The 20,050-nt window shown below is 64.8% G+C and carries 19 protein-coding genes; 10 read left to right on the top strand and 9 right to left on the bottom strand.

The features are described 5' to 3' along the window. Positions 1-2: 2 nt before the first annotated feature. Both BUA26_RS06375 and BUA26_RS06370 read right to left on the bottom strand, forming a co-directional pair. Positions 3-3,620 carry an ABC transporter permease/M1 family aminopeptidase gene (locus BUA26_RS06375; RefSeq protein WP_072758841.1) on the bottom strand — a complete coding sequence of 1,206 codons (3,618 nt, stop codon included), beginning with the start codon at positions 3,618-3,620 and terminating at the stop codon, positions 3-5. 40 nt (positions 3,621-3,660) lie between these two features. Further along, entirely contained in the window at positions 3,661-4,545 is an 885-nt protein-coding gene (locus tag BUA26_RS06370; RefSeq protein WP_072760121.1) for an ABC transporter ATP-binding protein, read from the bottom strand. Positions 4,546-4,773: 228 nt separating this feature from the next. Here BUA26_RS06370 and aceF point away from each other — a divergent pair, with 228 nt between their 5' ends. From aceF to lpdA, 3 genes are read left to right on the top strand one after another with little or no spacing between them, the layout of a single operon-like run. After that, complete coding sequence (aceF, locus tag BUA26_RS06365) at positions 4,774-6,129, top strand: dihydrolipoyllysine-residue acetyltransferase (RefSeq protein WP_072758840.1); 1,356 nt, start codon at positions 4,774-4,776, stop codon at positions 6,127-6,129. Between the two features lie 11 nt (positions 6,130-6,140). Continuing rightward, the gene (locus BUA26_RS06360) at positions 6,141-7,229 is read left to right on the top strand and encodes a mechanosensitive ion channel family protein (protein ID WP_072758839.1); all 1,089 of its coding nucleotides are present in this window, start codon (positions 6,141-6,143) and stop codon (positions 7,227-7,229) included. 27 nt (positions 7,230-7,256) lie between these two features. Further along, positions 7,257-9,104 carry a dihydrolipoyl dehydrogenase gene (lpdA, locus tag BUA26_RS06355; protein WP_072758838.1) on the top strand — a complete coding sequence of 616 codons (1,848 nt, stop codon included), beginning with the start codon at positions 7,257-7,259 and terminating at the stop codon, positions 9,102-9,104. Positions 9,105-9,215: 111 nt separating this feature from the next. Here the strand turns inward: lpdA and BUA26_RS06350 are convergent, their stop codons facing one another. Beyond that, positions 9,216-9,896, bottom strand: coding sequence for a hypothetical protein (locus BUA26_RS06350; protein ID WP_072758837.1), 681 nt, complete (start codon positions 9,894-9,896; stop codon positions 9,216-9,218). Positions 9,897-10,088: 192 nt separating this feature from the next. Between BUA26_RS06350 and BUA26_RS06345 the strand changes: the two genes are divergently transcribed. Together BUA26_RS06345 and dapB are read left to right on the top strand one after the other, a co-directional pair. Beyond that, on the top strand, positions 10,089-10,427 hold the full coding sequence (locus BUA26_RS06345; protein WP_072758836.1) for a glycine zipper 2TM domain-containing protein: 339 nt from the start codon (positions 10,089-10,091) through the stop codon (positions 10,425-10,427). A gap of 122 nt (positions 10,428-10,549) precedes the next feature. Continuing rightward, on the top strand, positions 10,550-11,350 hold the full coding sequence (gene dapB, locus BUA26_RS06340) for a 4-hydroxy-tetrahydrodipicolinate reductase (protein ID WP_072758835.1): 801 nt from the start codon (positions 10,550-10,552) through the stop codon (positions 11,348-11,350). Positions 11,351-11,364: 14 nt separating this feature from the next. On the opposite strand, the gene BUA26_RS06335 is transcribed toward dapB, so the two are convergent. Then, complete coding sequence (locus tag BUA26_RS06335) at positions 11,365-11,820, bottom strand: hypothetical protein (RefSeq protein WP_072758834.1); 456 nt, start codon at positions 11,818-11,820, stop codon at positions 11,365-11,367. Next, the gene (locus BUA26_RS06330) at positions 11,817-12,395 is read right to left on the bottom strand and encodes an RNA polymerase sigma factor (RefSeq protein WP_072758833.1); all 579 of its coding nucleotides are present in this window, start codon (positions 12,393-12,395) and stop codon (positions 11,817-11,819) included. Before BUA26_RS06330 ends, BUA26_RS06335 begins: the two co-directional genes overlap by 4 nt. 122 nt (positions 12,396-12,517) lie before the next feature. Here BUA26_RS06330 and BUA26_RS06325 point away from each other — a divergent pair, with 122 nt between their 5' ends. Both BUA26_RS06325 and BUA26_RS06320 read left to right on the top strand, forming a co-directional pair. Continuing rightward, entirely contained in the window at positions 12,518-12,844 is a 327-nt protein-coding gene (locus BUA26_RS06325; protein ID WP_072758832.1) for a DUF6249 domain-containing protein, read from the top strand. Positions 12,845-12,958: 114 nt separating this feature from the next. Beyond that, positions 12,959-13,354 carry a DUF3224 domain-containing protein gene (locus tag BUA26_RS06320; protein ID WP_072758830.1) on the top strand — a complete coding sequence of 132 codons (396 nt, stop codon included), beginning with the start codon at positions 12,959-12,961 and terminating at the stop codon, positions 13,352-13,354. Between the two features lie 123 nt (positions 13,355-13,477). Here BUA26_RS06320 and BUA26_RS06315 read toward each other — a convergent pair whose 3' ends face one another. Both BUA26_RS06315 and dinB read right to left on the bottom strand, forming a co-directional pair. Next, entirely contained in the window at positions 13,478-14,170 is a 693-nt protein-coding gene (locus BUA26_RS06315; RefSeq protein WP_072758828.1) for a hypothetical protein, read from the bottom strand. A gap of 79 nt (positions 14,171-14,249) precedes the next feature. Then, positions 14,250-15,344, bottom strand: a complete 1,095-nt coding sequence (gene dinB, locus BUA26_RS06310; RefSeq protein ID WP_072758826.1) for a DNA polymerase IV — start codon at positions 15,342-15,344, stop codon at positions 14,250-14,252. 157 nt (positions 15,345-15,501) lie between these two features. Here dinB and gntA point away from each other — a divergent pair, with 157 nt between their 5' ends. Genes gntA through BUA26_RS06295 form a run of 3 tightly spaced genes read left to right on the top strand, consistent with a single transcriptional unit; the run spans position 15,502 to position 17,922 of the window. Further along, the gene (gntA, locus tag BUA26_RS06305) at positions 15,502-16,218 is read left to right on the top strand and encodes a guanitoxin biosynthesis heme-dependent pre-guanitoxin N-hydroxylase GntA (protein WP_083572953.1); all 717 of its coding nucleotides are present in this window, start codon (positions 15,502-15,504) and stop codon (positions 16,216-16,218) included. Further along, positions 16,215-16,835: a DUF1989 domain-containing protein gene (locus tag BUA26_RS06300; protein ID WP_072758822.1), complete on the top strand. Its 621-nt coding sequence runs from the start codon at positions 16,215-16,217 to the stop codon at positions 16,833-16,835. Before gntA ends, BUA26_RS06300 begins: the two co-directional genes overlap by 4 nt. Next, positions 16,828-17,922: a hypothetical protein gene (locus BUA26_RS06295; protein WP_083572889.1), complete on the top strand. Its 1,095-nt coding sequence runs from the start codon at positions 16,828-16,830 to the stop codon at positions 17,920-17,922. Before BUA26_RS06300 ends, BUA26_RS06295 begins: the two co-directional genes overlap by 8 nt. 16 nt (positions 17,923-17,938) lie before the next feature. Here the strand turns inward: BUA26_RS06295 and BUA26_RS06290 are convergent, their stop codons facing one another. Both BUA26_RS06290 and BUA26_RS06285 read right to left on the bottom strand, forming a co-directional pair. Continuing rightward, the gene (locus BUA26_RS06290) at positions 17,939-18,910 is read right to left on the bottom strand and encodes a putative bifunctional lysylphosphatidylglycerol flippase/synthetase (protein ID WP_072758820.1); all 972 of its coding nucleotides are present in this window, start codon (positions 18,908-18,910) and stop codon (positions 17,939-17,941) included. 1 nt (position 18,911) lies between these two features. Next, positions 18,912-19,826 carry an ATP-grasp domain-containing protein gene (locus BUA26_RS06285; protein WP_072758818.1) on the bottom strand — a complete coding sequence of 305 codons (915 nt, stop codon included), beginning with the start codon at positions 19,824-19,826 and terminating at the stop codon, positions 18,912-18,914. Positions 19,827-20,050: the final 224 nt, after the last annotated feature.

Genomic DNA, 20,050 nt, shown 5'->3' with positions numbered 1-20,050 from the left:
ATCTACTGCAGCGTCACGGCACGGCGGTTGTCGCTGGAAACCTTGTCGATCAGTTCGTTGTACGGATCGATGCCGGCCAGCGCGGGCAGGCTGTCGACGGTTACGGTGATCGTGCTGTCGCCGTCCGGCAGCAGGCGCTTTTGCAGATACAGCGGCTTGCCGTCCTTGCCGGCACCGGGCGAGGCGGCGAACACGCCGATCTCGATCGGGATGCCTGGCTTTGCCGCAGTCTCCTTGCCGGTGCCGTCGACGTAGACCTTGCTGGCGTGCACGCTCAGGGTGACTTCGTACTTGCCGTTCGGCAGCTTCTTCGCGGTGGCGTCGGTGATGCGGTTGTCGAACAAGGTGATCTTCCAGAAGAAGTCATCCAGCAGCGGCTGCCACTTCGACCCGACGGCCTTGGTCAGCGCGTCCATGAACTCTTGTGATGTGGTGTATGGCGGCTGCTGGAAACCCTTGTCGATCAGGAACTGCTTCAGCATCGCGTCGAGCGTGGCCTCGCCGACGTAATCCTGCAGCGCATAGAACACCAGTGAACCTTTCTTGTAGTGGATGTATTGCTGGTTCTCCACTTTGGCCAGTGGCTCCTCGGCCAGTTTCTCGGTGGCGCGTCCCGTCAGGTAGCCGTCCAGTTCGTACTTCAGGAACTTGCGCATCTGATCGCCGCCGTACTTGTGCTTCATCACCATCAGCGCGGAGTACTGCGCCAGCGATTCGCTGAGCATGGTCGAGCCCTGCATGTTCGCGCCGATCACCCGGTGTGCCCACCACTGGTGCGCCACTTCGTGGGCAGTGATGTAGTAGGGGTAGTCGATCTTGGACGGATCACGCAGGTCGGCGATGAAGCCGACCGATTCGGAGAACGGAATCGTATTGGCAAACGACTGCGCGATGCTTATGTAGTTCGGGAACTCCAGGATGCGCAATTGATGGAACTGGTACGGCGTGAAGTTCGCGTCGTCATAGTCCAGCGCATCCTTGGCACCCTGGATCATCCGCTCCACGTTCCACGCATGCGCCGGGTTGTAGTACACCGCGATGTCCACGCCCTTCCACGTCTCGCGCTTCACCGCGTAGCGCGCCGACAGATAGGAGAAGAACGGCAGCATCGGCTGATCCATTCCTGTCTGAGTCATGGTGTAGTGGAAGTAATGCCGGCCGTTCGCCGTCCATTCTTTCTGCAGATAGCCCGGCGCCACGGCTATCTGGTCGGCGGCGGTGGAGACGGTGGTGTCGAAGCTGATCCAGTCCGCGTCGTTGCTGATGTAGGTGTTCGCGCGGGCCTTCTCGTCGCCCAACTTCGGCATCCGCGGCACTTCGGCGGAGAGTCCATATTTGCGGCGGTCGTTGCGGTCGGTGAGCTGCTCCTGGGTCTGGTAGCCGAACTGCGGCATCACGGTGTTGTTGAAGAAGGTGCCGTTGTGGGCGAGGAAACTACCTTCCGGACTGTTGGTGAAACCCTTCGGTGCATATTCCAGCGTGAAGTCGAAATTCATCGACGCGCCCGGCGCCAGCGGGGTCTTCAGCCGGTAGATGGTGTAGCCGAGCTGCTTGTCCACGCTCACTGTGTCGTGCGGTGCGAACGTCAGCGACTCCAGTCTGAAGCCGTCGGTGTAGTTCACGTGCAGTTCGCTGATCGGTGCGGCGGTCTTGTTGACCAAGGTGTAGTGGCCGCGGATATCCAGCCTGCGCTGATATGGGTGGATATCCACGTCCGCTTTCACCGCGGTGATGCGTGGCTGCGGCAGGTCCTTGTACTTCGCGTACTTCTTCTCGTAGTCGGCGTGCTGTTTCGTCTGTGCCGCGCTGCTCTGGTAGTGGTTGAGCACGTTGGTGTTGTAGTAGATCCAGATGCCGCTGCCGATGAATGCCAGCCATGCAGCGGCCAGTGCGATCTTTGCCGGTGCGTGCAGGCGCGCCCGCGCTTCGCGCAGCCGGTCAGGCCAGGCTTGATCGGTGCCGCGCACCCAGAACAGTGCGGCCAGCACCAGCAACGCCACGGCGCAGCTGGCCCAGTAGAAGTCGAACCACAGCGCAGCCTCGAGGAAATGGCCGAAACCGTTCATGTCCGAATACGGCACGTCCGGCGCACTGCCATAGTTGTACAGGTTATGGTCCCAGTGCAGCAGGCCGAAGCCGATCGTGCTGAGCACCAGCCACACGATGGTCAGCAGATAACCGAGGAACTTGTCGTTCGACATCACCTGCAGGAACAGCGCCAGCACTGCCAGCAGCACGAACGGGACCGCATCCAGGGCCAGTGTCGCCAGATACAGGCCCAGCTCCAGATGGGTATAGCCGTGGCTCAATTGCCAGCCGATGCCCACCACGGCGCCAATCAGCAGAAACGTTGCGATCACCGCCAGCAGCGCCCCCAGCTTGGCGATCAGCGGCACCCAGTCCGGTACCGGAAACGCGTCGCTGACCTCGGCCGAGTGCTGGCTGCGTTCGCGCCATACCAGTTCGCCGGCATAGAACGTGATGATGATGTACAGCAGCCACTGGAAGCTGCCATGCACGCCTTCCAGCACCTGATGCGTCACCGGCCAGGTGGCGGTGCCATAGATCTGGCTGGACAGCGCCAGCGCGAAAAATAGATTGAGCAAGCCCAGCGCCAGCATGATCAGGAATGGCACGCCGCGCAGCACGCCGAGTGTGTCGAACGCAAACTGCGTGTGCAGTTGCGACAGGTGCGCACGCAGGTCGGCGGCCAGTCGCACCCTGGGCATGATCAGCGTGGCGGCCTGGGCTTGCGGAAGCAGCATCGGTGGCTCCGCCCGCTGCTTGCGTCGCGGTAGCTGCAGACCCTCGCGATCGGGCCGGAACAGCGCCACGGCGGCCCCAAGCATGACCACGCTGATAGCGCCCCACAGCAGCCGGTTGAACAGCAGCACGCCGGATAGCGCCGGCAGCTCGTGATTGGCCTGATCCGCCGACCAGTACCGCGTGACCAGGGCCAGGGTACGGCCGCCGAACGGATCGAGCATGGCAGCGATGAAATGATTGTTGACGTCCCGGGTCAGCAGGCCAACGATGAAGTTCAGCACGATGTAGACGATCAGGCCGATGTAAGTGGCCAGCAACGAACGCGTGGTGGACGCGATCAGGAACAGCAGCGCGGCCATGAACAACATGTCCGGCATCACCATTACGCCGAATGCCCAGGCATAACCGTGCCAGCTGGCCGGGCCCAGCCGCTCCGCATCGATCCACGGCATCATGCCGCCGACCGCCACACCCAGTGCGCAGGTCAGCATGATCGCCAGCGCCGCCAGATAGCCGGCCACGAAGCGGCCGCCGAGATAAGCGCCACGGCTCATCGGTGTGGTGAAAAACAACTCCGAAGTGCGCTGGTCGAAATCGCGCAGCGCCGCACCGGCGACGAAGATCGTCACCAGGAAGACGCTGAGGACGGTGAGCACACTGAGCAGCCGGACGATCACCATCGGGGCATTGCGCAATACATTGCCGCTGGCACCGCCGACGATCACCGCGTCGGTGCTGACCAGAGCAAACGCGAGCGCACCGAATATGGCAGCGACGATCCAGAACAGCGGTGCCTTCAGCTGCTGGCGCAACTCGAATCGGCAGATCTCGAAAAATGTGGGCTCGAAGAACATCGTTATTCCCGTCCGCGGTATCGGAAGAAGCTGGCGAGCGTCAGACGGCCCTGGCTGTCGCCTGCGCGCGCAGGCGGCCGAAGTAGACGTCTTCCAGATCGGGTGTGACGGGTTCGAAACCTTGTTCCGGCAGGGAATCGGCCAGCACGTGCAGCAAAGTGCGGCCGCCGGCGAGGCGGGTGGAAAGGATGTTCATGCGGGCGCGGTAGCCGTCCAGTTCGACCTTGTCGATCGTGCGGCGCCACACGCGGCCATCCAGCGAACGGATCGCCTCGACCGGCTCGCCGGTGAGCAGCACCTGGCCCTGGCCGATGATGGCCATGCGCGAGCACAGGTCGGTGACGTCCTCGACGATATGTGTGGAGAGGATCACCACCACGCGTTCGCCGATCTCGGCGAGCAGGTTGAGGAAGCGGTTGCGTTCCTCCGGATCGAGTCCCGCGGTGGGCTCGTCGACGATCACCAGGCGCGGATCGCCGATCAGCGCCTGGGCAATGCCGAAGCGCTGGCGCATGCCGCCGGAGTAGGTGCCGAGCTTGCGCTTGCGCACGTCCCACAGGTTCACCTGGCGCAGCAGCGACTCGACCAGTTCGCGCCGTTCGCTCTTCACGGTGACGCCCTTGAGCACGGCGAAGTGTTCCAGCATCGCCTCGGCCGAGACCTTCGGATACACGCCGAACTCCTGCGGCAGATAGCCGAGCAGGCGACGGGTGGCCTGCTTGTCGGTGAGCAGGTTCATCTCGTCGAGCTTGATCGTGCCCGTGTCCGGATCCTGCAGCGTGGCGATCGTGCGCATCAACGACGACTTGCCCGCACCGTTCGGGCCGAGCAGGCCGAACATGCCGTTGGGAATATCCAGCGATACGCCGCGCAATGCTCTTACGCCGTTGGCGTAGGTTTTCGACAGATCGCGAATCGTCAGCATGCTTGCTTCCTGTGCCGCACGCGGCATGGTCTCGAGAATCAGGTTACGGCATGGATCGGGGCCGTGCGTGCGCTCAAGGTCATGCATACGCATGCGCATGGTTGGCGTCGAATCGGGAAAACTGCCCCGCTTGGGCATACGGATCGGGCCTGCCTTCGCTATGATTGAAGCCTTGTCCGCGACCGCCATCCCCGAGCGGTACGCCATCGCCATTTGCAGGAGTCATTCATGGCCGATCTCAAAGAAGCCCGCGTTCCCGATATCGGCCACGCTGACGTCCCCGTCATCGAAGTGCTGGTCAAGGTCGGCGACCGGGTCGAGAAAGAACAGAGCTTGATCACGTTGGAATCGGACAAGGCCACCATGGAAGTGCCCGCACCGTTCGCCGGCACGGTGAAGGAATTGAAGCTGAAGGTCGGCGATGAAGTCTCCGAGGGCGCCATCATTGCCTTGATCGAGGCCGACGATGCCGCTGCAGCGCCAGCCCCTAAGGCCGAAGAAGCGCCGAAGCCGGCGGCCGCACCTGCACCCACAGCGCCGGCCACACCGAAGGTTGAGGAGAGGCCCGCGCCGATCGCCGGCCAGGGCGTACAGCCGGGCAACGCGCCGGAGGGCGACGTGCCGCCGTCGGCACGACCGCCGCTCGACGCCAGTATCGTGATGCCCGGCGACGCACCGTATGCCAGCCCGGCGATTCGCGCCTTTGCGCGTGAGCTGGGCGTGGACATCCAGCAGGTGAAGGGCAGCGGCCGTGGTGGCCGCATCCAGCGCGAAGACGTCGGTGCCTACGTGAAGCACGCGCTCGCCTCCGGTGCGCGTCCGGTGGCTGGCGCCTCCGCCTCGGTCGGTGGCTTGAACCTGCTGCCGTGGCCGAAGGTCGATTTCGCCAAATTCGGCGAGGTCGAGGAGAAGCCGCTGTCACGCATCCAGAAGATCTCCGGCGCCAACCTCGCGCGCAACTGGGCGATGATCCCGCACGTCACCCAGCACGACGACGCCGACATCACCGAACTGGAAGCCTTCCGCAAGAAGCTCGGCGAAGAGAACAAGGACCTGAAGGTCACTCCGCTGGTGTTCCAGATCAAAGCGGTGGTCGCCGCGCTGAAACAGTTCCCGCAGTTCAACGCCTCGCTGGACGAGTCGGGCGAGAAGCTGATCCTGAAAAAGTATTTCCACATCGGCATCGCGGTGGATACGCCCGACGGCCTGGTGGTGCCGGTGCTGCGCGACTGCGACAAGAAAGGCCTGCTCAATCTGGCCCGCGAACTGGGCGAGATCTCGAAAAAGGCGCGGGACAAGAAACTGGGCCCGGCCGAGATGTCCGGAGGCTGCTTCTCGATCTCCTCGCTGGGCGGTATCGGCGGCACCGGCTTCACGCCTATCGTCAATGCGCCGGAAGTGGCGATCCTCGGCGTCTCCAAGGCCTCGATGAAGCCGGTGTGGAACGGCAAGGAGTTCGCGCCCCGGCTGATCCTGCCGTTGTCGCTGTCGTACGACCATCGCGTGATCGACGGCGCGCTGGCCGCGCGCTTCGCCGCGTTCCTGGCGGCCCAGCTGGGCGATATCCGCCGCCTGCTGCTCTGACGGGCCGGTCGATGGCATACGCCGCTTCCTGCCTCGGCTGCTCCCGCGTCCTGGTTGACCCGGCGCCGCAGGCGGTCGAGCGCGGCGTCCATGAACTGGGAGAGTGGTTGAACTGGGGCGTCAGGTTCGGCGGCGTCAATGTCACGATCGGCTCGCTGCTGGGCGCTTTGCTACTGCTGGCGTTGTTCCTGGTCGTCTCTGCGGTGCTCAAACGGCTGCTGCATCGTTACGCGCAGAGCCACGACAACATCAACCAATCGTCTGCCTACACCGTCGAGCGGCTGGTTCACTACCTGCTGCTGACTGTCGGTGCGCTATGGGCGTTGAGCATCGCCGGCATACCGATGGCGAAGATGACGGTGTTCGCCGGCGCGCTGGGTGTGGGTCTGGGTTTTGGCCTGCAGGCGATCTTCAACAACTTCGTCTCCGGCCTCATCCTTCTGTTCGAACGCAGCCTCAAGGTCGGCGATTTCGTCGAGCTGGCCTCCGGCGTGCACGGCCATGTGCGCGACATCTACATCCGCGCCACCCGCATTTCGACCAACGACAACATCGACATCCTGGTGCCGAATTCGGAATTCGTGAATGGACGGGTGGTGAACTGGACGCTGCGCGAAGTGGCGCGGCGGCAGAAAATTCCCTTTGGCGTGGCCTATGGCACCGACAAGGAACTGGTGAAGAAGGCCGCGCTGGAGGCGGCCGCGGAAGTGCCGTTCACGCTCAGCCTGGACGGTCCGCGAGGGCCGCAGGTGTGGCTGACCGGTTTTGGCGATTCGTCGCTCAACTTCCAGCTGGTGGTGTGGCTCAACGCCGAAGCCACGCGCCGCCCCGGTGCCGTCACCGCGGCCTATTACTGGGCGTTGCATACGGCACTGGAAAAATACGCCATCGAGATTCCGTTTCCGCAGCGCGACCTGCACGTGAAGAGCTGGGTCGGGCGCGGGCCGCGGACGCCCGTGGAATCCTTCGGTGCCGGCGGGGCGACAGGCGACGGCACGAGAGACAACGACGCGGCGCGGGACGTCGCGCGCGATATTGCCGAGGAGTCGGTCAACCGGCGCGGCTCCTCATCCGACAAAGAACCGGGCGCGGCTCGCTGACGCCCGCAACAGCAAAGGAAATACGACATGGCCAACACCATCGACATCAAGGTCCCGGATATCGGCGGGCACGACAACGTGCCGGTCATCGAAGTGCTGGTGAAAGTCGGCGACACGGTAGCGAAGGAACAAAGCCTGATCACGCTGGAGTCGGACAAGGCGACGATGGAGATTCCCTCCAGCGCCGCCGGCGTGATCAAGGAGCTCAAGCTCAAGGTCGGCGATGAGGTTTCCGAGGGCGTGGTGATCGCCATCTTGGAAACCGTCGGCGAAGCCGACACCGCGTCCCCCTCTCCCCTCCGGGGAGAGGGCAGGAGTGAGGGGACGAGCTCGCCGGGTAGTTTCAACGAAACGGACAAAACCAAACAGTCTCCCGCGAGCACCAGCCCCTCACCTCAATCCTCTCCCCAGAAGGGAGAGGAGGCGAAGGCGCCGCAAGCGGCCGTGTCGTCCGGAAAGAAAGCAGACATCGAATGCAAACTGGTCGTGCTCGGGTCCGGCCCCGGTGGCTACACCGCCGCGTTCCGCGCGGCTGACCTGGGCGTGGATACCGTATTGGTCGAGCGCTACGCCACGCTCGGCGGTGTCTGCCTCAACGTGGGTTGCATCCCGTCCAAGGCGCTGCTGCATGCCGCTGCGGTGATCGACGAGGCCGCCGCGATGACGGCGCACGGCGTTACGTTCGGCAAGCCTGCCATCGACATCGACAAGCTGCGTGGCTTCAAGAACAAGGTGGTCGGTCAGCTCACCGGCGGTCTCGCCGGCATGGCGAAACAGCGCAAGGTGCGCACGGTCGAAGGCAGCGGCGCCTTCGTGTCGCCGAATGAAATGGAAGTCCATACGAAGGACGGCGTAAAGCTGATCCGCTTCGAGCACGCCATCATCGCCGCCGGCTCGCAGTCGGTGAAGCTGCCTTCGTTCCCGTGGGAAGACGAGCGCATCGTCGACTCCACCGGCGCGCTGGAGCTGAAGGACATACCGAAGAAGTTGCTGGTCGTGGGCGGTGGCATCATCGGCCTGGAAATGGCCACGGTATATGCCGCGCTGGGCAGCGAAGTAACCGTGGTCGAATTCATGGACCAGCTGATCCCCGGTGCCGATGCCGACCTCATCAAGCCGTTGGCGCAGCGCATCGGCAAGCGGCTCAAGGGCATTCATCTCAAGACCAAAGTGGTCGAGGCCAAGGCCACCAAGAAAGGCATCGAAGTCAGCTACGAGGGCGACAGCATTCCCGCCACCACGTTGTTCGACCGCGTGCTGGTCTCGGTGGGCCGCTCGCCGAACGGCGGCAAGATCGGCGCCGACAAGGCCGGCGTCGCCGTCACGGAGCGTGGCTTCATCAACGTCGACTCGCAGATGCGCACCAACGTGCCGCATATCTTCGCGATCGGCGACCTGGTCGGCCAGCCGATGCTGGCGCACAAGGCTACCCATGAGGCGAAGGTCGCCGCGGAAGTCGTCGCCGGCCACAAGAGCCATTTCGACGCGCGGGTGATTCCGTCGGTCGCCTATACCGATCCGGAAATCGCCTGGGTCGGCGTGACCGAGCGCGAGGCGAAGGAAAAGGGCTTGAAGATCGGCGTGGGCAAATTCCCGTGGGCTGCAAGCGGCCGCGCGATCGGCATCGACCGCACCGAGGGCTTCACCAAGCTGCTGTTCGACGAAGCCACCCATCGGGTGGTCGGCGGCGGCATCGTGGGCGTGCATGCCGGCGACCTGATTTCCGAAATCGCGCTGGCGATCGAGATGGGCAGCGAGGCGGCCGATATCGGCCTCACCATCCATCCGCATCCGACCCTGAGCGAGTCGGTGGGGATGGCGGCGGAGGTGTACGAGGGCACGATCACCGACTTGTACATGCCGAAGAAGAAGTAGGCGGAGGCAGGCGGACCAAGCAAAAAGCCCGGACACTGTCCGGGCTTTTTTATCCTGCCATCCCTGGTTCAGCGATGGCAGGATGCGGTGCGATGAAGGGCAGGGCAGCGATCAGCTCTTGCTGCGGCCCGCTTCCTCCGGCAGCACCTGTTTCAATTGCGACTCGACCTGCTGCAGATGCGACTGGGTTTCGCCCGACGTGATGATCATCTGGCGCAGTACCGACAGAAATTCGATGGGGTCGATCTCGCGCCCCAGGTCGATCCGGGTGCTCAGCGTCGCCAGCAGCGGCGCGTTGAGAAACAGTGCGCTGTCCTGGGCCATCCAGCTCGCCGCATCGCGCTGCTTGCTGTACGCAGCCGAATATTCGCTCAAGGCCGCGCGATCCATCCAGGTGGCGGACTGATTGGCCACGGCGACGTCCCACGCCTGATTGGCGAAGATCGGCCAGTCGAGACTGAGCTTGAACTGGTTCTTGAGCGCCTGGATATGCTGGTTGATCGCCGCATCGGTCTTGCCGTCGCGCACATCTTTCGCGATGGTGTCGTCGAGCTGTTGCAGCAAGACGAGCCGCTGCTGATTGCTTCGATACGAGCTTTGCACGCCGTCCAGATTCGCCCGCAGCTCCGCCGTGATCTGGCGGCTGGCCAAGGCGGCGGCGTGCGTGTGGTGGGCATGTTCGATCCACGCCTCCAGCCCCAGCGCGGTGAGGATGCTGAGCACGATCATCAGATAGTGCTTGGCGAAATCCTTGAAGCCGCGCATGGGCTGTTTCGGTATTTCGAAATGCATGGAATCGCTCCGGGCAGTGGATTCGCGAACGCGGAGCTTACCCGATCCCGATTCGCGCGAGGCCGCGGTTCAATGGAGCCATTCGGCGCATGAACCGCCGCGATATCCCACGCGGCACCGGTACGGGTCGGTTGACCGGGCCGTCACGTCCATCGGGCTATTCCTGTGCATCATCCGCGACGGAGCAAGCCCATGAACAAGTCATTGATTCTGATCGCATCGCTTGCCTTGGCCGCGCCTGCGCTGATCGCAGCGCCGGCGCAGGCGCAGCAACGTCATCGCGTGGTCTGCGAGAACGTGCAGGTCAAGCACAACGGCTCAAAGGATACTCACCGCCTCATCGGCACCGGCATTGGCGCGGTCGCGGGCGGTCTGCTGGGCCACCAGGTGGGTGGCGGCAAGGGCAAGACCCTGGCGACGGTAGGCGGCGCGGTGGCTGGCGGCTATGTCGGCAACCGCGTGCAGAAAAACGCCCAGGACAGCAAGGCCTACTACACCACCGAACGCCGCTGTCACGACGTCTACGATTGATCGACTGGGCCCGATCGACCAAGCCTGATGCCGGGCGGATCGTATGCTCTGGATCTATGGATGACGCAGCCCGTTCGCCGTACGCTGCGTCATTCCTCCGTCGATGAATCCAGGCCCGCCCGATGACTTTGAAGATATGCCTTGCCGGCGCCACCGGCTGGGCCGGTTCTGAACTGGCCCGCGGCATCGCTGTCGCCGATGATCTGCAACTGACTGCTGCGGTGGCGCGACGGCATGCAGGGCAACTGCTTGGCACCGTGCTGGACGAACCGAAGCTCGACGTCAGCCTTTCGGCCAACGCCGCCCAGGCGCTGGCTCACCCTTGCGACGTCTTCGTCGAATACACCCGGCCGGAAAGTGCGAAGGCCAACATCCTCGCCGCGCTGGAACACGGTGCGCACGTGGTGGTGGGCACCTCGGGCCTCACCGACGAGGACTATGCGCAGATCGACGCCGTCGCGCGCGAACGCGGGCGCGGTGTGCTGGCTTGCGGCAACTTCGCGCTGACCGCGGTGCTGCTGATCAAGTTTGCCGAGATGGCGGCGAAGCTGATTCCGCAGTGGGAGATCATCGACTACGCCTCCGCGGGCAAGCCGGATGCGCCCAGCGGTACGGTACGCGAACTGGCCGGGCGACTGGGCAAGGTGCGCCAGCCGCAGTTGCAGGTGCCGCTGGAGCAGACCGTCGGCATGCGCGAGACGCGCGGCGGCACGCTGGCCGGAACCCAGGTGCACGCGGTGCGTCTACCCGGCTTCGTCATCGGCGTAGAAACGATTTTCGGCATGCCGGACCAGACGCTTACCCTGCGCCACAACGCGGGCAGCAGCGCGAAACCCTACGTGGACGGCGCGCTGCTGGCGATCCGCAAAGTGTCCGGCCTGGTCGGCCTGCATCGCGGACTGGATGCGGTGCTGGAGCTGTAGGTAGCAATCGGCGGTCAACCGTGTCCGCGCCTTTGCCATTGCCCCAGCAGCCAGGACATGCCCAGGCAGCCGGCAAACGCCAGCAGCCAGCGACCTGCCGGCGCTTGCGGTGTGGGCAGGATCGCGCGGAATGACGGCAGCCACTCGCTCCCGTAAATGGTAGTGACGACACCCGCGGCGATCGCCAGCACGGTGGCGAGCGCCGTCATCAGCACGAATTCGAAACGCAAGGCGGACGCGGGTGCGGCAGCGGCGCGGGCGGCCACGCGCGCTGCGAAGTCGGCCGGCAAGCTGTCCTGCAGTGGCTCGCGCAAGGCGCGCGCAAGCAGGCGATAGCGTCGGCCACGTGCATCGTCGCCGGCGGGATCGAGATGCAGGCGCTCGCGCCGCATCGCGCTTTCCTGCGCCAGCCATTCGCGTTCGTGGCTCGCGTCGCCGAAGGGAGGAATGTCGTCGATGTGCTGATTCATGCCGCAACTCCTGTCCGCGTTTCGAGCGCGCCGCGCAGGCGCAGCCGCGAGCGGAACAAGTGACTTTTGATGGTACCGCTGGCCAGTCCGGTGATCCTGGCAATCTCCGGAATCGAGGTTTCCTCGAGGTAATACAGTGTCAGCAGGGTGCGTTGCAACGGCGGCAGCGATTCGATCGCCGCGTGCAGGTGCTGCACCGCCTCCTCGTCCGCGCAGGCCGCTTCCAGATCGAAGCCGTCGCCGATGTTCTCCACCAATGCGTAGTCATCCGCGTCACCGTGCTCGACCAGCGGGATGCGTTTGTGCTGCAGATGACGCAACGCGATGGTATAGGCCACGCGCCCGATCCACGATTTCAACGCGCTCTCGTAGCGGTATTGATGCAGGCACTGATGCACGCGCAGAAAGGTGTCCTGGCACAGCTCGCGCGCGTCCTCCGGGTTGCGCACCATGCGCTGGATGATGTGCCAGCACAGCCCCTGATACTCGCGGATCAGGCGCTCGAACCCCCCCGGCCGATTGGCCAGCACGGCGTCGACCAGATCGCGGTCAGGGCTGCTGCGGATGTCATCCATGGCGCAAGGGATACGCGCATGCCGGCAACGGTTGCAAGCGTTTCGCTGCAACCGCCGTAGGGTTGGCTGTATCTCTTGCCCCGACAATCAGTCATTCCGCCATCATTCCCAAGGAGAACCCCATGAATTTCGGCGACTTCATTCCGATCAGCCTGTTTATCTGCATTGCCTACTCGATCAAGGTCTGTGTCGACGCCATGGTGCGCCGGCATATGGTCAACGCCGGCGGCTCGGAAGAACTGGTCAACTCGGTCCTGCGCGACGAGCAACAGCGCCGGCGCCATTCCTCGCTGCGCTGGGGCATCGTGCTCTTGTCGGTAGGGCTAGGCTTCGGGCTGATCCAGTGGTTCGACTGGCGGGAAGTCACGCCCGGCCTGATCGCCGTGCTGGCGGGCGCGACCGGCCTGGGCAACCTGGCGTTCTTCGCGATCTCGCGCCGAATCGGTTGATCCTGACCGGCGCGTCAGGTTCACCCGCGTACACGCGGCCCGCTGCTGCACGTTCGCCGCACGGGCGCTGTGATCCATTAGGCTGACGTGCCCCGACCAGCCGAAAGGAAGATCATGACCACGCATGCCCGCGGTACGTTCGAAGTGAAGATGACGCCGCAGCCGGCGCAGGAGGGCGTCGGCGATCCCGGCATCGGCCGGATGGCGCTGGACAAGCAGTTTCAGGGCGATCTCGAGGCGACCAGTAAAGGCCAGATGTTGGCTGCTGGTACCGACGTGTCGGGCTCGGCCGGCTATGTCGCGCTGGATCGGGTCAGCGGCACCTTGCATGGCCGCAGCGGCACGTTCGCGTTGCAGCACAGCGGCACGATGACGCGCGGCACGCCGCAACTGAGCATCACTGTGATACCTGATTCTGGCACCGGCGAACTGCTTGGGCTGGCCGGTACGCTGGCGATCACGATCACCGATGGCCAGCATTTCTACGACTTCGAGTACACATTGCCCTGAGGCAACCTGAGTACCTGCCGCTCCTTGCGAGTGCAGTGTGGATGCTGGACGCCAGGTTTTACCCAAGGAGAGCCTGTGGAAGCAGGCTCTCTCAAGTTGCGTTGCGTGAGGCTGGTTTCGAGGTCAGGCAGCAGGCGCCGGCTTCGCGCTGTTCGAGGTTCCGTCAGGCAACGCGGCGCCAAGCTGCTTTTCGAGCATGCGCAGGCTGTTCACCGTCTGGCCGAGCATGGCCGCCATCTGGCTGACGACGTGCAGAAACTCGCGTGGCTGCGCCTCATCGGTGTGCAGGTCGGCGATGGTGTCAACCATGCCCGTGCCGTTCATCAGCAGCGCGGTGTTTTCGCTCATCGAGGTGATGACGTCGCGCTGGCTGGCGTAGACGGCGGAGTAGCGTTGCATGCGATCGTGATCGATCCAGCTGGCCGACTGGTTCGCCACCACCACATCCCAGGCCTCGTGGCGCAGGGTGGGAAAGTTCAGGTTGAGGTCGAAGTCGCCGGTCTGCGCCAGGATGTGCTGCTTGATCACGTCATCCGAGACGTGCGCCTTGAGATCGCGGCTCACCGCGTCACGGATCGTGTTGAGCCGCTTCAGCTGCGCGACATCCTGTTGCAGGTCCGCCTGGGCTTCGGTCAGGTTGGCGCGGATTTCCGTCTCGATCTGAGCACTGGCCGTGGCCGCGGCACGCTGGTGGTGCGCATGCTCGATCCACGCTTCCAGCCCCAGCGCGGTGAGGATGCTGAGCACGATCATCAGATAGTGCTTGGCGAAATCCTTGAGGGAATCGATGCGGACTTTTGGAAATTCGAAAAGCATGTCACTGCTCCACGCGGGGGTTGCAAGCGTACGGATGCGGAGCGTATCCGATTCGCGACGGGATTTGAGCGCCGTTTCGCTAGGTGGTGAACAGATCCCGTTGTGCTTCGCAGCTATCGGCGTCGACGAAGCCGGCCAGGCCCACGCCGACGAGCCGGTAGCGGCTATCGGCGGGACGCTCGACGCGATCGCGCAGCGCGCAGGCGATGTCGGCCAGTTCGCCGGCCGATAGCGGCCGCTGTGCCGGGGTGAGGCTGCGCGTCAGCGTGTGGAAGTCCGCAGTCTTCAGTTTCAGCACGATGGTGCGCGCCACGCGGCTGCGCTCTTTTGCGGCCAGTTCGCGCTGGTACCCGGCCCAGGCCTTTTCGGCCAGCCGACGGATGTGCGGTTCGAGTTCGCCCAGCAACAGGTCGTGCTCGAAGGTGTCTTCGGCAGAGATCTGCAGGGTCGGCCGTTCGGGTTGCACCGCATGGTCGTCGATGCCGCGTGCCAGTTCGTGCAGACGTCGGCCCCAGCGGCCGAAGCGCTGTTCCAGTTCCGCCAGCGCAAACGTGCGCAGTTCGCCGACGGTGGCGATGCCGAGCACGGCGAGTTTCGCCTCCATCACCTTGCCGACGCCGGGCAGGCGGCCGACCGGAAGCGGGGTGAGGAAGGCTTCGACCTGATGTGGGCGGATCACGTACTGGCCGTCGGGCTTGTTCCAGTCGGAGGCGATCTTGGCCAGGAACTTGTTCGGCGCCACGCCTGCCGACGCAGTCAGTTGCGTCTCTTCGCGGATCGCGGTGCGGATCGCCTCGGCGGTGGCAGTGGCCGAGGGCAGCCCGGTCAGCGTGTTGGTGACATCGAGGTAAGCCTCGTCCAGCGACAGCGGCTCGATCAGTTCGGTATGTCTAGCGAAGATCTCGCGGATTTGGCGCGACACCGTTTTGTAACGCACGAAATCCGGCGGTACGAAGATCAGCTGCGGACATAGTCTTTCGGCACGGATTGCCGGCATCGCCGAGCGCACACCGAACACGCGCGCCTCATAGCTGGCCGCGCACACCACCGAGCGCGCACCGCGCCATGCCACCGCCACCGGCTTGCCGCGCAGACCCGGGTCGTCGCGCTGTTCCACCGACGCGTAGAACGCGTCCATGTCGACGTGGAGAATCTTGCGTGGCGGGGAGGGCAAGCGTGCTGTCGGATAAGTGGGAATCCCCTCATTCTAGCGATTGACGGAGGTTGCGAACGTACCGGGCCTTCACGTCGGCTGATCGTCACTGCACGTAACGTCCACCCATGCGGATCAGGCCCTGATCGGCTTGCATCGACGACACGACGGGATGGTGATGAACACGCCGATACGCGACCTTGGTCCAGAGCAGACGCCGGCAGGGTCAGCCATGATCGAGGCGACCCGGCTCGCGTTCGAGGCGTTCATCGGGCAGCCGGCGTTTCCCTGCCTTGGCGCCAAGGCATCGCAGGCGCGGCGGCAGCTGCAGACCTTGGTCGTTCACGACATCGCCAGCGCGCGAGACGACCGCCGCATCACCCGCCACTTGCAGGCTTTTGCCGCGCAGGTGGATGGCGACAGCCTGTTCGCCAGCCTCGCGATAGTGTTTCCGTGCTCGGCCCGGCTATCCGAGCCGGCGTTCGAGGCGGTGCTATGGCGGCGCCTGCGCGCGATCCATGCGATCGACCGCGCGAGCCATGACTGGGATAGCAGCGTCAGCGCCGACCCGGCCTCGGCGGACTTCAGCATGAGCGTGGGCGGCAGGGCGTTCTACGTGGTGGGACTGCATGCGGACGCCAGCCGGCCTGCACGTCGGTTCCGCTGTCCGGTGCTGGTGTTCAATCTGCACCATCAGTTCGAGCGGCTGCGTGCGGATGGGCGCTACGAGAAATTGCGCCAGGCGATCATCCAGCGCGACATCGCCTTCGCCGGCTCGCCAAACCCGATGCTCGCCGTGCACGGCAGGAGTTCCGAGGCGCGCCAGTACAGCGGGCGTCAGGTGGGCGCGGACTGGGTCTGCCCGTTCCACGTGAACGGGAGTGAGCAGCGATGATCCAGGTCATCCCTCCGCGCAGCGGCACGGCGTTCGAGCTGAAACGCGGCGAAAGCCTGAAGGTGATCGATCCGCAGGGCGAGCAGGTGGCCGACCTGGTCGCGTTCAACCGGCATGACACCGGCGAGGCGATCTCGTCCGGCCGCAGCATCGACTACGCCAGCAAGATCTATCTCAGTACCGGCGACACGATTTATTCGAACCGCAGCCAAGCACTGCTGCGCATCGTCGAGGACACCGTCGGCCGCCACGATTTCCTGCTGTCGCCGTGCTCCGCCGAGATGTTTCGCATCATCTACGGCGACACCGAGCCGCACCGCGGCTGTCTCGGCAATCTCGCCGCGGCGCTGGCGCCGTACGGCATCGCGGCGGACGCGATCCCCACCGCGTTCAACGTCTTCATGAACGTACCGGTGGATGCGGCCACCGGTGTCATCCGGGTGGAGCCGCCGCTCAGCCGCGCCGGCGACTACATCGTGTTCGAGGCGCAGATGGATCTGCTGATCGGCCTTACCGCGTGTTCCGCGGGACAGTCGAACAACTTCGCGTACAAGCCGATCCACTACGAACTGATTCACCATGGGCTGATCCACAGCGAGGCGATCGCGCATGGATGAGCCGTTCGCCACGGTGATGGGTGTGCGGTCGCCGGTGACGGCGCCGCGGGTGGGCACGATAGAGCGCATCCCCAAATGGCTCAATCTGGTGCCGATGGTGCTGCAATGGTGCTGGCTGGGTCTGCGCTATCGCAGCCTGACGCTGCCCTCCGCCGCCAATCCGCAGATCACCGCCGGCGGCCTGGTGGGAGACACCAAGTCCGAATATTTTGCGGGCATGGGTGCGCATGCACATTCGAAGGTAGCGCCGTACGTGATGCTGCGGGCCGAGGGCGGCGACATGTTGGCGGCTGCGTTGTCGGCGATGGGCGAGGCCGGTCTGATGTTTCCGGTGGTGGCCAAACCGGATCTTGGCTGGTGTGGTTTCGGCGTGCGTCGGCTCGACGATACGCTGGACCTGGCCGATTACCTGGCGAGCTATCCGGCCGGCGAGTCGTTGATGCTGCAGCGCTATCTCGGCGAGCAGGGTGAGGCAGGCATTTTCTACGTGCGGCATCCGGGCCAGCCAACGGGCGGGCTGCTCGGGATACTGCTGCGCCATTACCCGCAGGTAACCGGCGATGGCACCAGTACGGTGGCACAGTTGATCGAGGCCGATGAGCGTCTGCATCGCGTGGTGCGCAACCGGCGCGAGCACGAGTGCCGCCATGATCCCGACGAGGTGCCGGCGGCCGGCGATACGGTGCGGCTGTCGCTGATCGGCTCGACCCGGATCGGCGGCCGTTACGAAGATGGTTCCGACTCCGCCACCGCGGAGCTGACGGCGGCGATCGAAGCGATCGCACACGACATGCCGCAATTCCACGTCGGTCGTTTCGACGTGCGCTACAGCACGCTGCAGGATCTGCGCAGCGGACGCTTCACCATCATGGAGGTGAACGGCGCAGGTTCCGAAGCGGTGCATGCGTGGGATCCGAAGTATTCGGTGTGGCAGGTCTATCGCATGGTGTTCGCCAAGCAGCGCCTGCTGTTTGCGCTGGGGGCGGCCAATCGCGCGCGCGGGCATCGGCCGATCGGCATGTTGGCGCTGGCACGGCATCATCTGCGTCAGCAGCGATTGATACGGCGGTATCCGCCGTCCAATTAAGGATGCTCTGATCTGTTCAACGCAGGCGCCGCCGCTGGCGGATTCTGAGCGCGGCCTCGAACATGGCCAGCGCAGCGGAGGCCAGCACGAACGGCAGCAAGCTGTAGGTCAGCCGGTAGCAAACGATCGCCACCAGCAGATCCGCGCGTGCCTCGGCCGGAAACGCCGCCAGCATGATTGTCTCGAACACGCCCAGTCCGCCCGGCGAATGGCTGACGATGCCGGCCAGCACGGCGCCGACATAGACCGGCAGGAAGTCGATGAATGGCGGCGCCACGCTGGCAGGAAGCAGCACGTAGAGCGCCGTGATCGCGGCCAGCATTTCCACGCCACCGATCAGCATTTGCGCCGCCGCGATATCCGCGCCGGGAAACGCCAGCGTCCAGCGCCATACGCGCAGCGTGCGCGGACGCCGCGCAAGCCAGATCAGCAGCGCGGCCAGCAGCGCTGCCAGCACGGTGCCGGGCAGGCGGCCCCAGCCGTGTGTGATCGCCGGCTGCCAGCACAGCGCGCCGGTGATCACCACGGCGAAGCCCAGCCCCACACCGAGCCCGGCCAGCCCGACGATGCGCGCGATGTCGCCGGCGCCCACGCCGGCCGTCGCATAGATGCGATAGCGCAACGCCGTGCCGGTGATCGCATGGAAGCCGAGCGTGTTCGAAATGCCTTGGGTGACGGCGCCGGCGAACGCGGCCAGCCCGGCGGACACGCGATCGCGCACCACCGTGCGTGCCGCCAGCACGTCGAACATCGCCAGCATCGCGAAACTGACCGCCGTCGCCGCGACCGAGTAAGCGATGCGGTGAGCCGGCAACTGCGACCAGGCGGCAGCCACATCGCGCCAGGCGATGTGGCTCAGGTAGCGATGCAGGATCCACGCTGCAGCGCCGAGCACCGCGAGGGACCCGCACCACGACAGGATGCGCAGCCAGCGCGACGAGGATCTGGCGGGTGTGCTGGATAGCTGCGGGTCTGGCCTGTGCGGCATGTCAGGGTCTGCTTGCCAGCGCGGACGGCCCGATGCGGGCGAGACGACCAGCCAGATCCCGCGCGAGACGCTCGGCCGCCGCCGGACGCACGGCGAGATACAGGAACGGCTCGATCAGCTCCAGCTCCATGATCAGGAAGCGGCCGGCACTGATCACACCATCGACGCGCACATAGGCGTGCCCGCCATGACCGAGCGCGGCGACGGCGGCAAGTGCGCGATCGGCCGCCGCCAGTGTGGCGGCATTCGGCTGGACAGGTTCCACGCTGCCGCCGAATTCGTCCTGTACGCGATAATCGCCGGTGGCCGGGCGCTTGATCACGGCATGGCTGAACTCGCCGGCGAAATACAGCAGCGACCATTCGCCGTCGCTGACGATCTCCGGTACGAACGGCTGCACCAGATAGTCGTACTCGCGCGGCAGCTGCGTCACTGCGGCGGCAAACGCCGGGTCGCCGACCGTGCCGCGCAGCGTATGCCACGCGCTGCCGCTGATGGTCGGCTTGATCACCATCTGCTGCCCCGGCGTCGCCGCAAGCACGTCGGGCAGGTCGGTTGCGTTGGTCAGCCGGGTTGGAATGATCGCAACACCACGCTGGGCCAGTTCGAGCAGGTAGCGCTTGTCGCTGTTCCAGCGCAGCAGGGCGCTGTCGTTGATGGTGGGTACGCCAAGCCGGTCGAGCCGGTCCAGCCAGTCCAGGAACGCTGCGTGGTGCTTGAAGTAATCCCAGATGGTGCGGATCAGCACCGCATCGAACCTCGACCAGTCGACCTCCGGGTCATTCCACACGCAGACGCTGGGCTGGACGCCGAGGCGTTCCAGCGAGATCGCCAGGTGGGCATCGTCCGGCTGGATCGAGGGGTAGTCGGCGGAAGTGGCGATGGCGAGCGGGCGAATGGCAGCGGAGTTGAACATGGCGACGTCTCCAGTAAGTGGAAAGGGCGCCCTTGCAACGGAATCGCGTACCAAGCGTGGCGGACTGATGTCCGCTGCAGCACCCCTCGGCAGCGATGACGCAGCGAGGTTGGCCGCGGCGCCATAAACCGGCAGCGCATGTCGCACTGCCGGCGACAGTCTTCCGGTGCGACCGCCGCTTGTCAATTTGCCGAAACGGCGTGCGGCGAGAAGATGTGCCACAC

The sequence above is a fragment of the Rhodanobacter sp. OK091 genome (assembly GCF_900142825.1).
Lineage (GTDB): Bacteria > Pseudomonadota > Gammaproteobacteria > Xanthomonadales > Rhodanobacteraceae > Rhodanobacter.
Note: the sequence above shows the minus strand (reverse complement) of the source record. Positions and strands in the feature narration are given on the sequence as shown.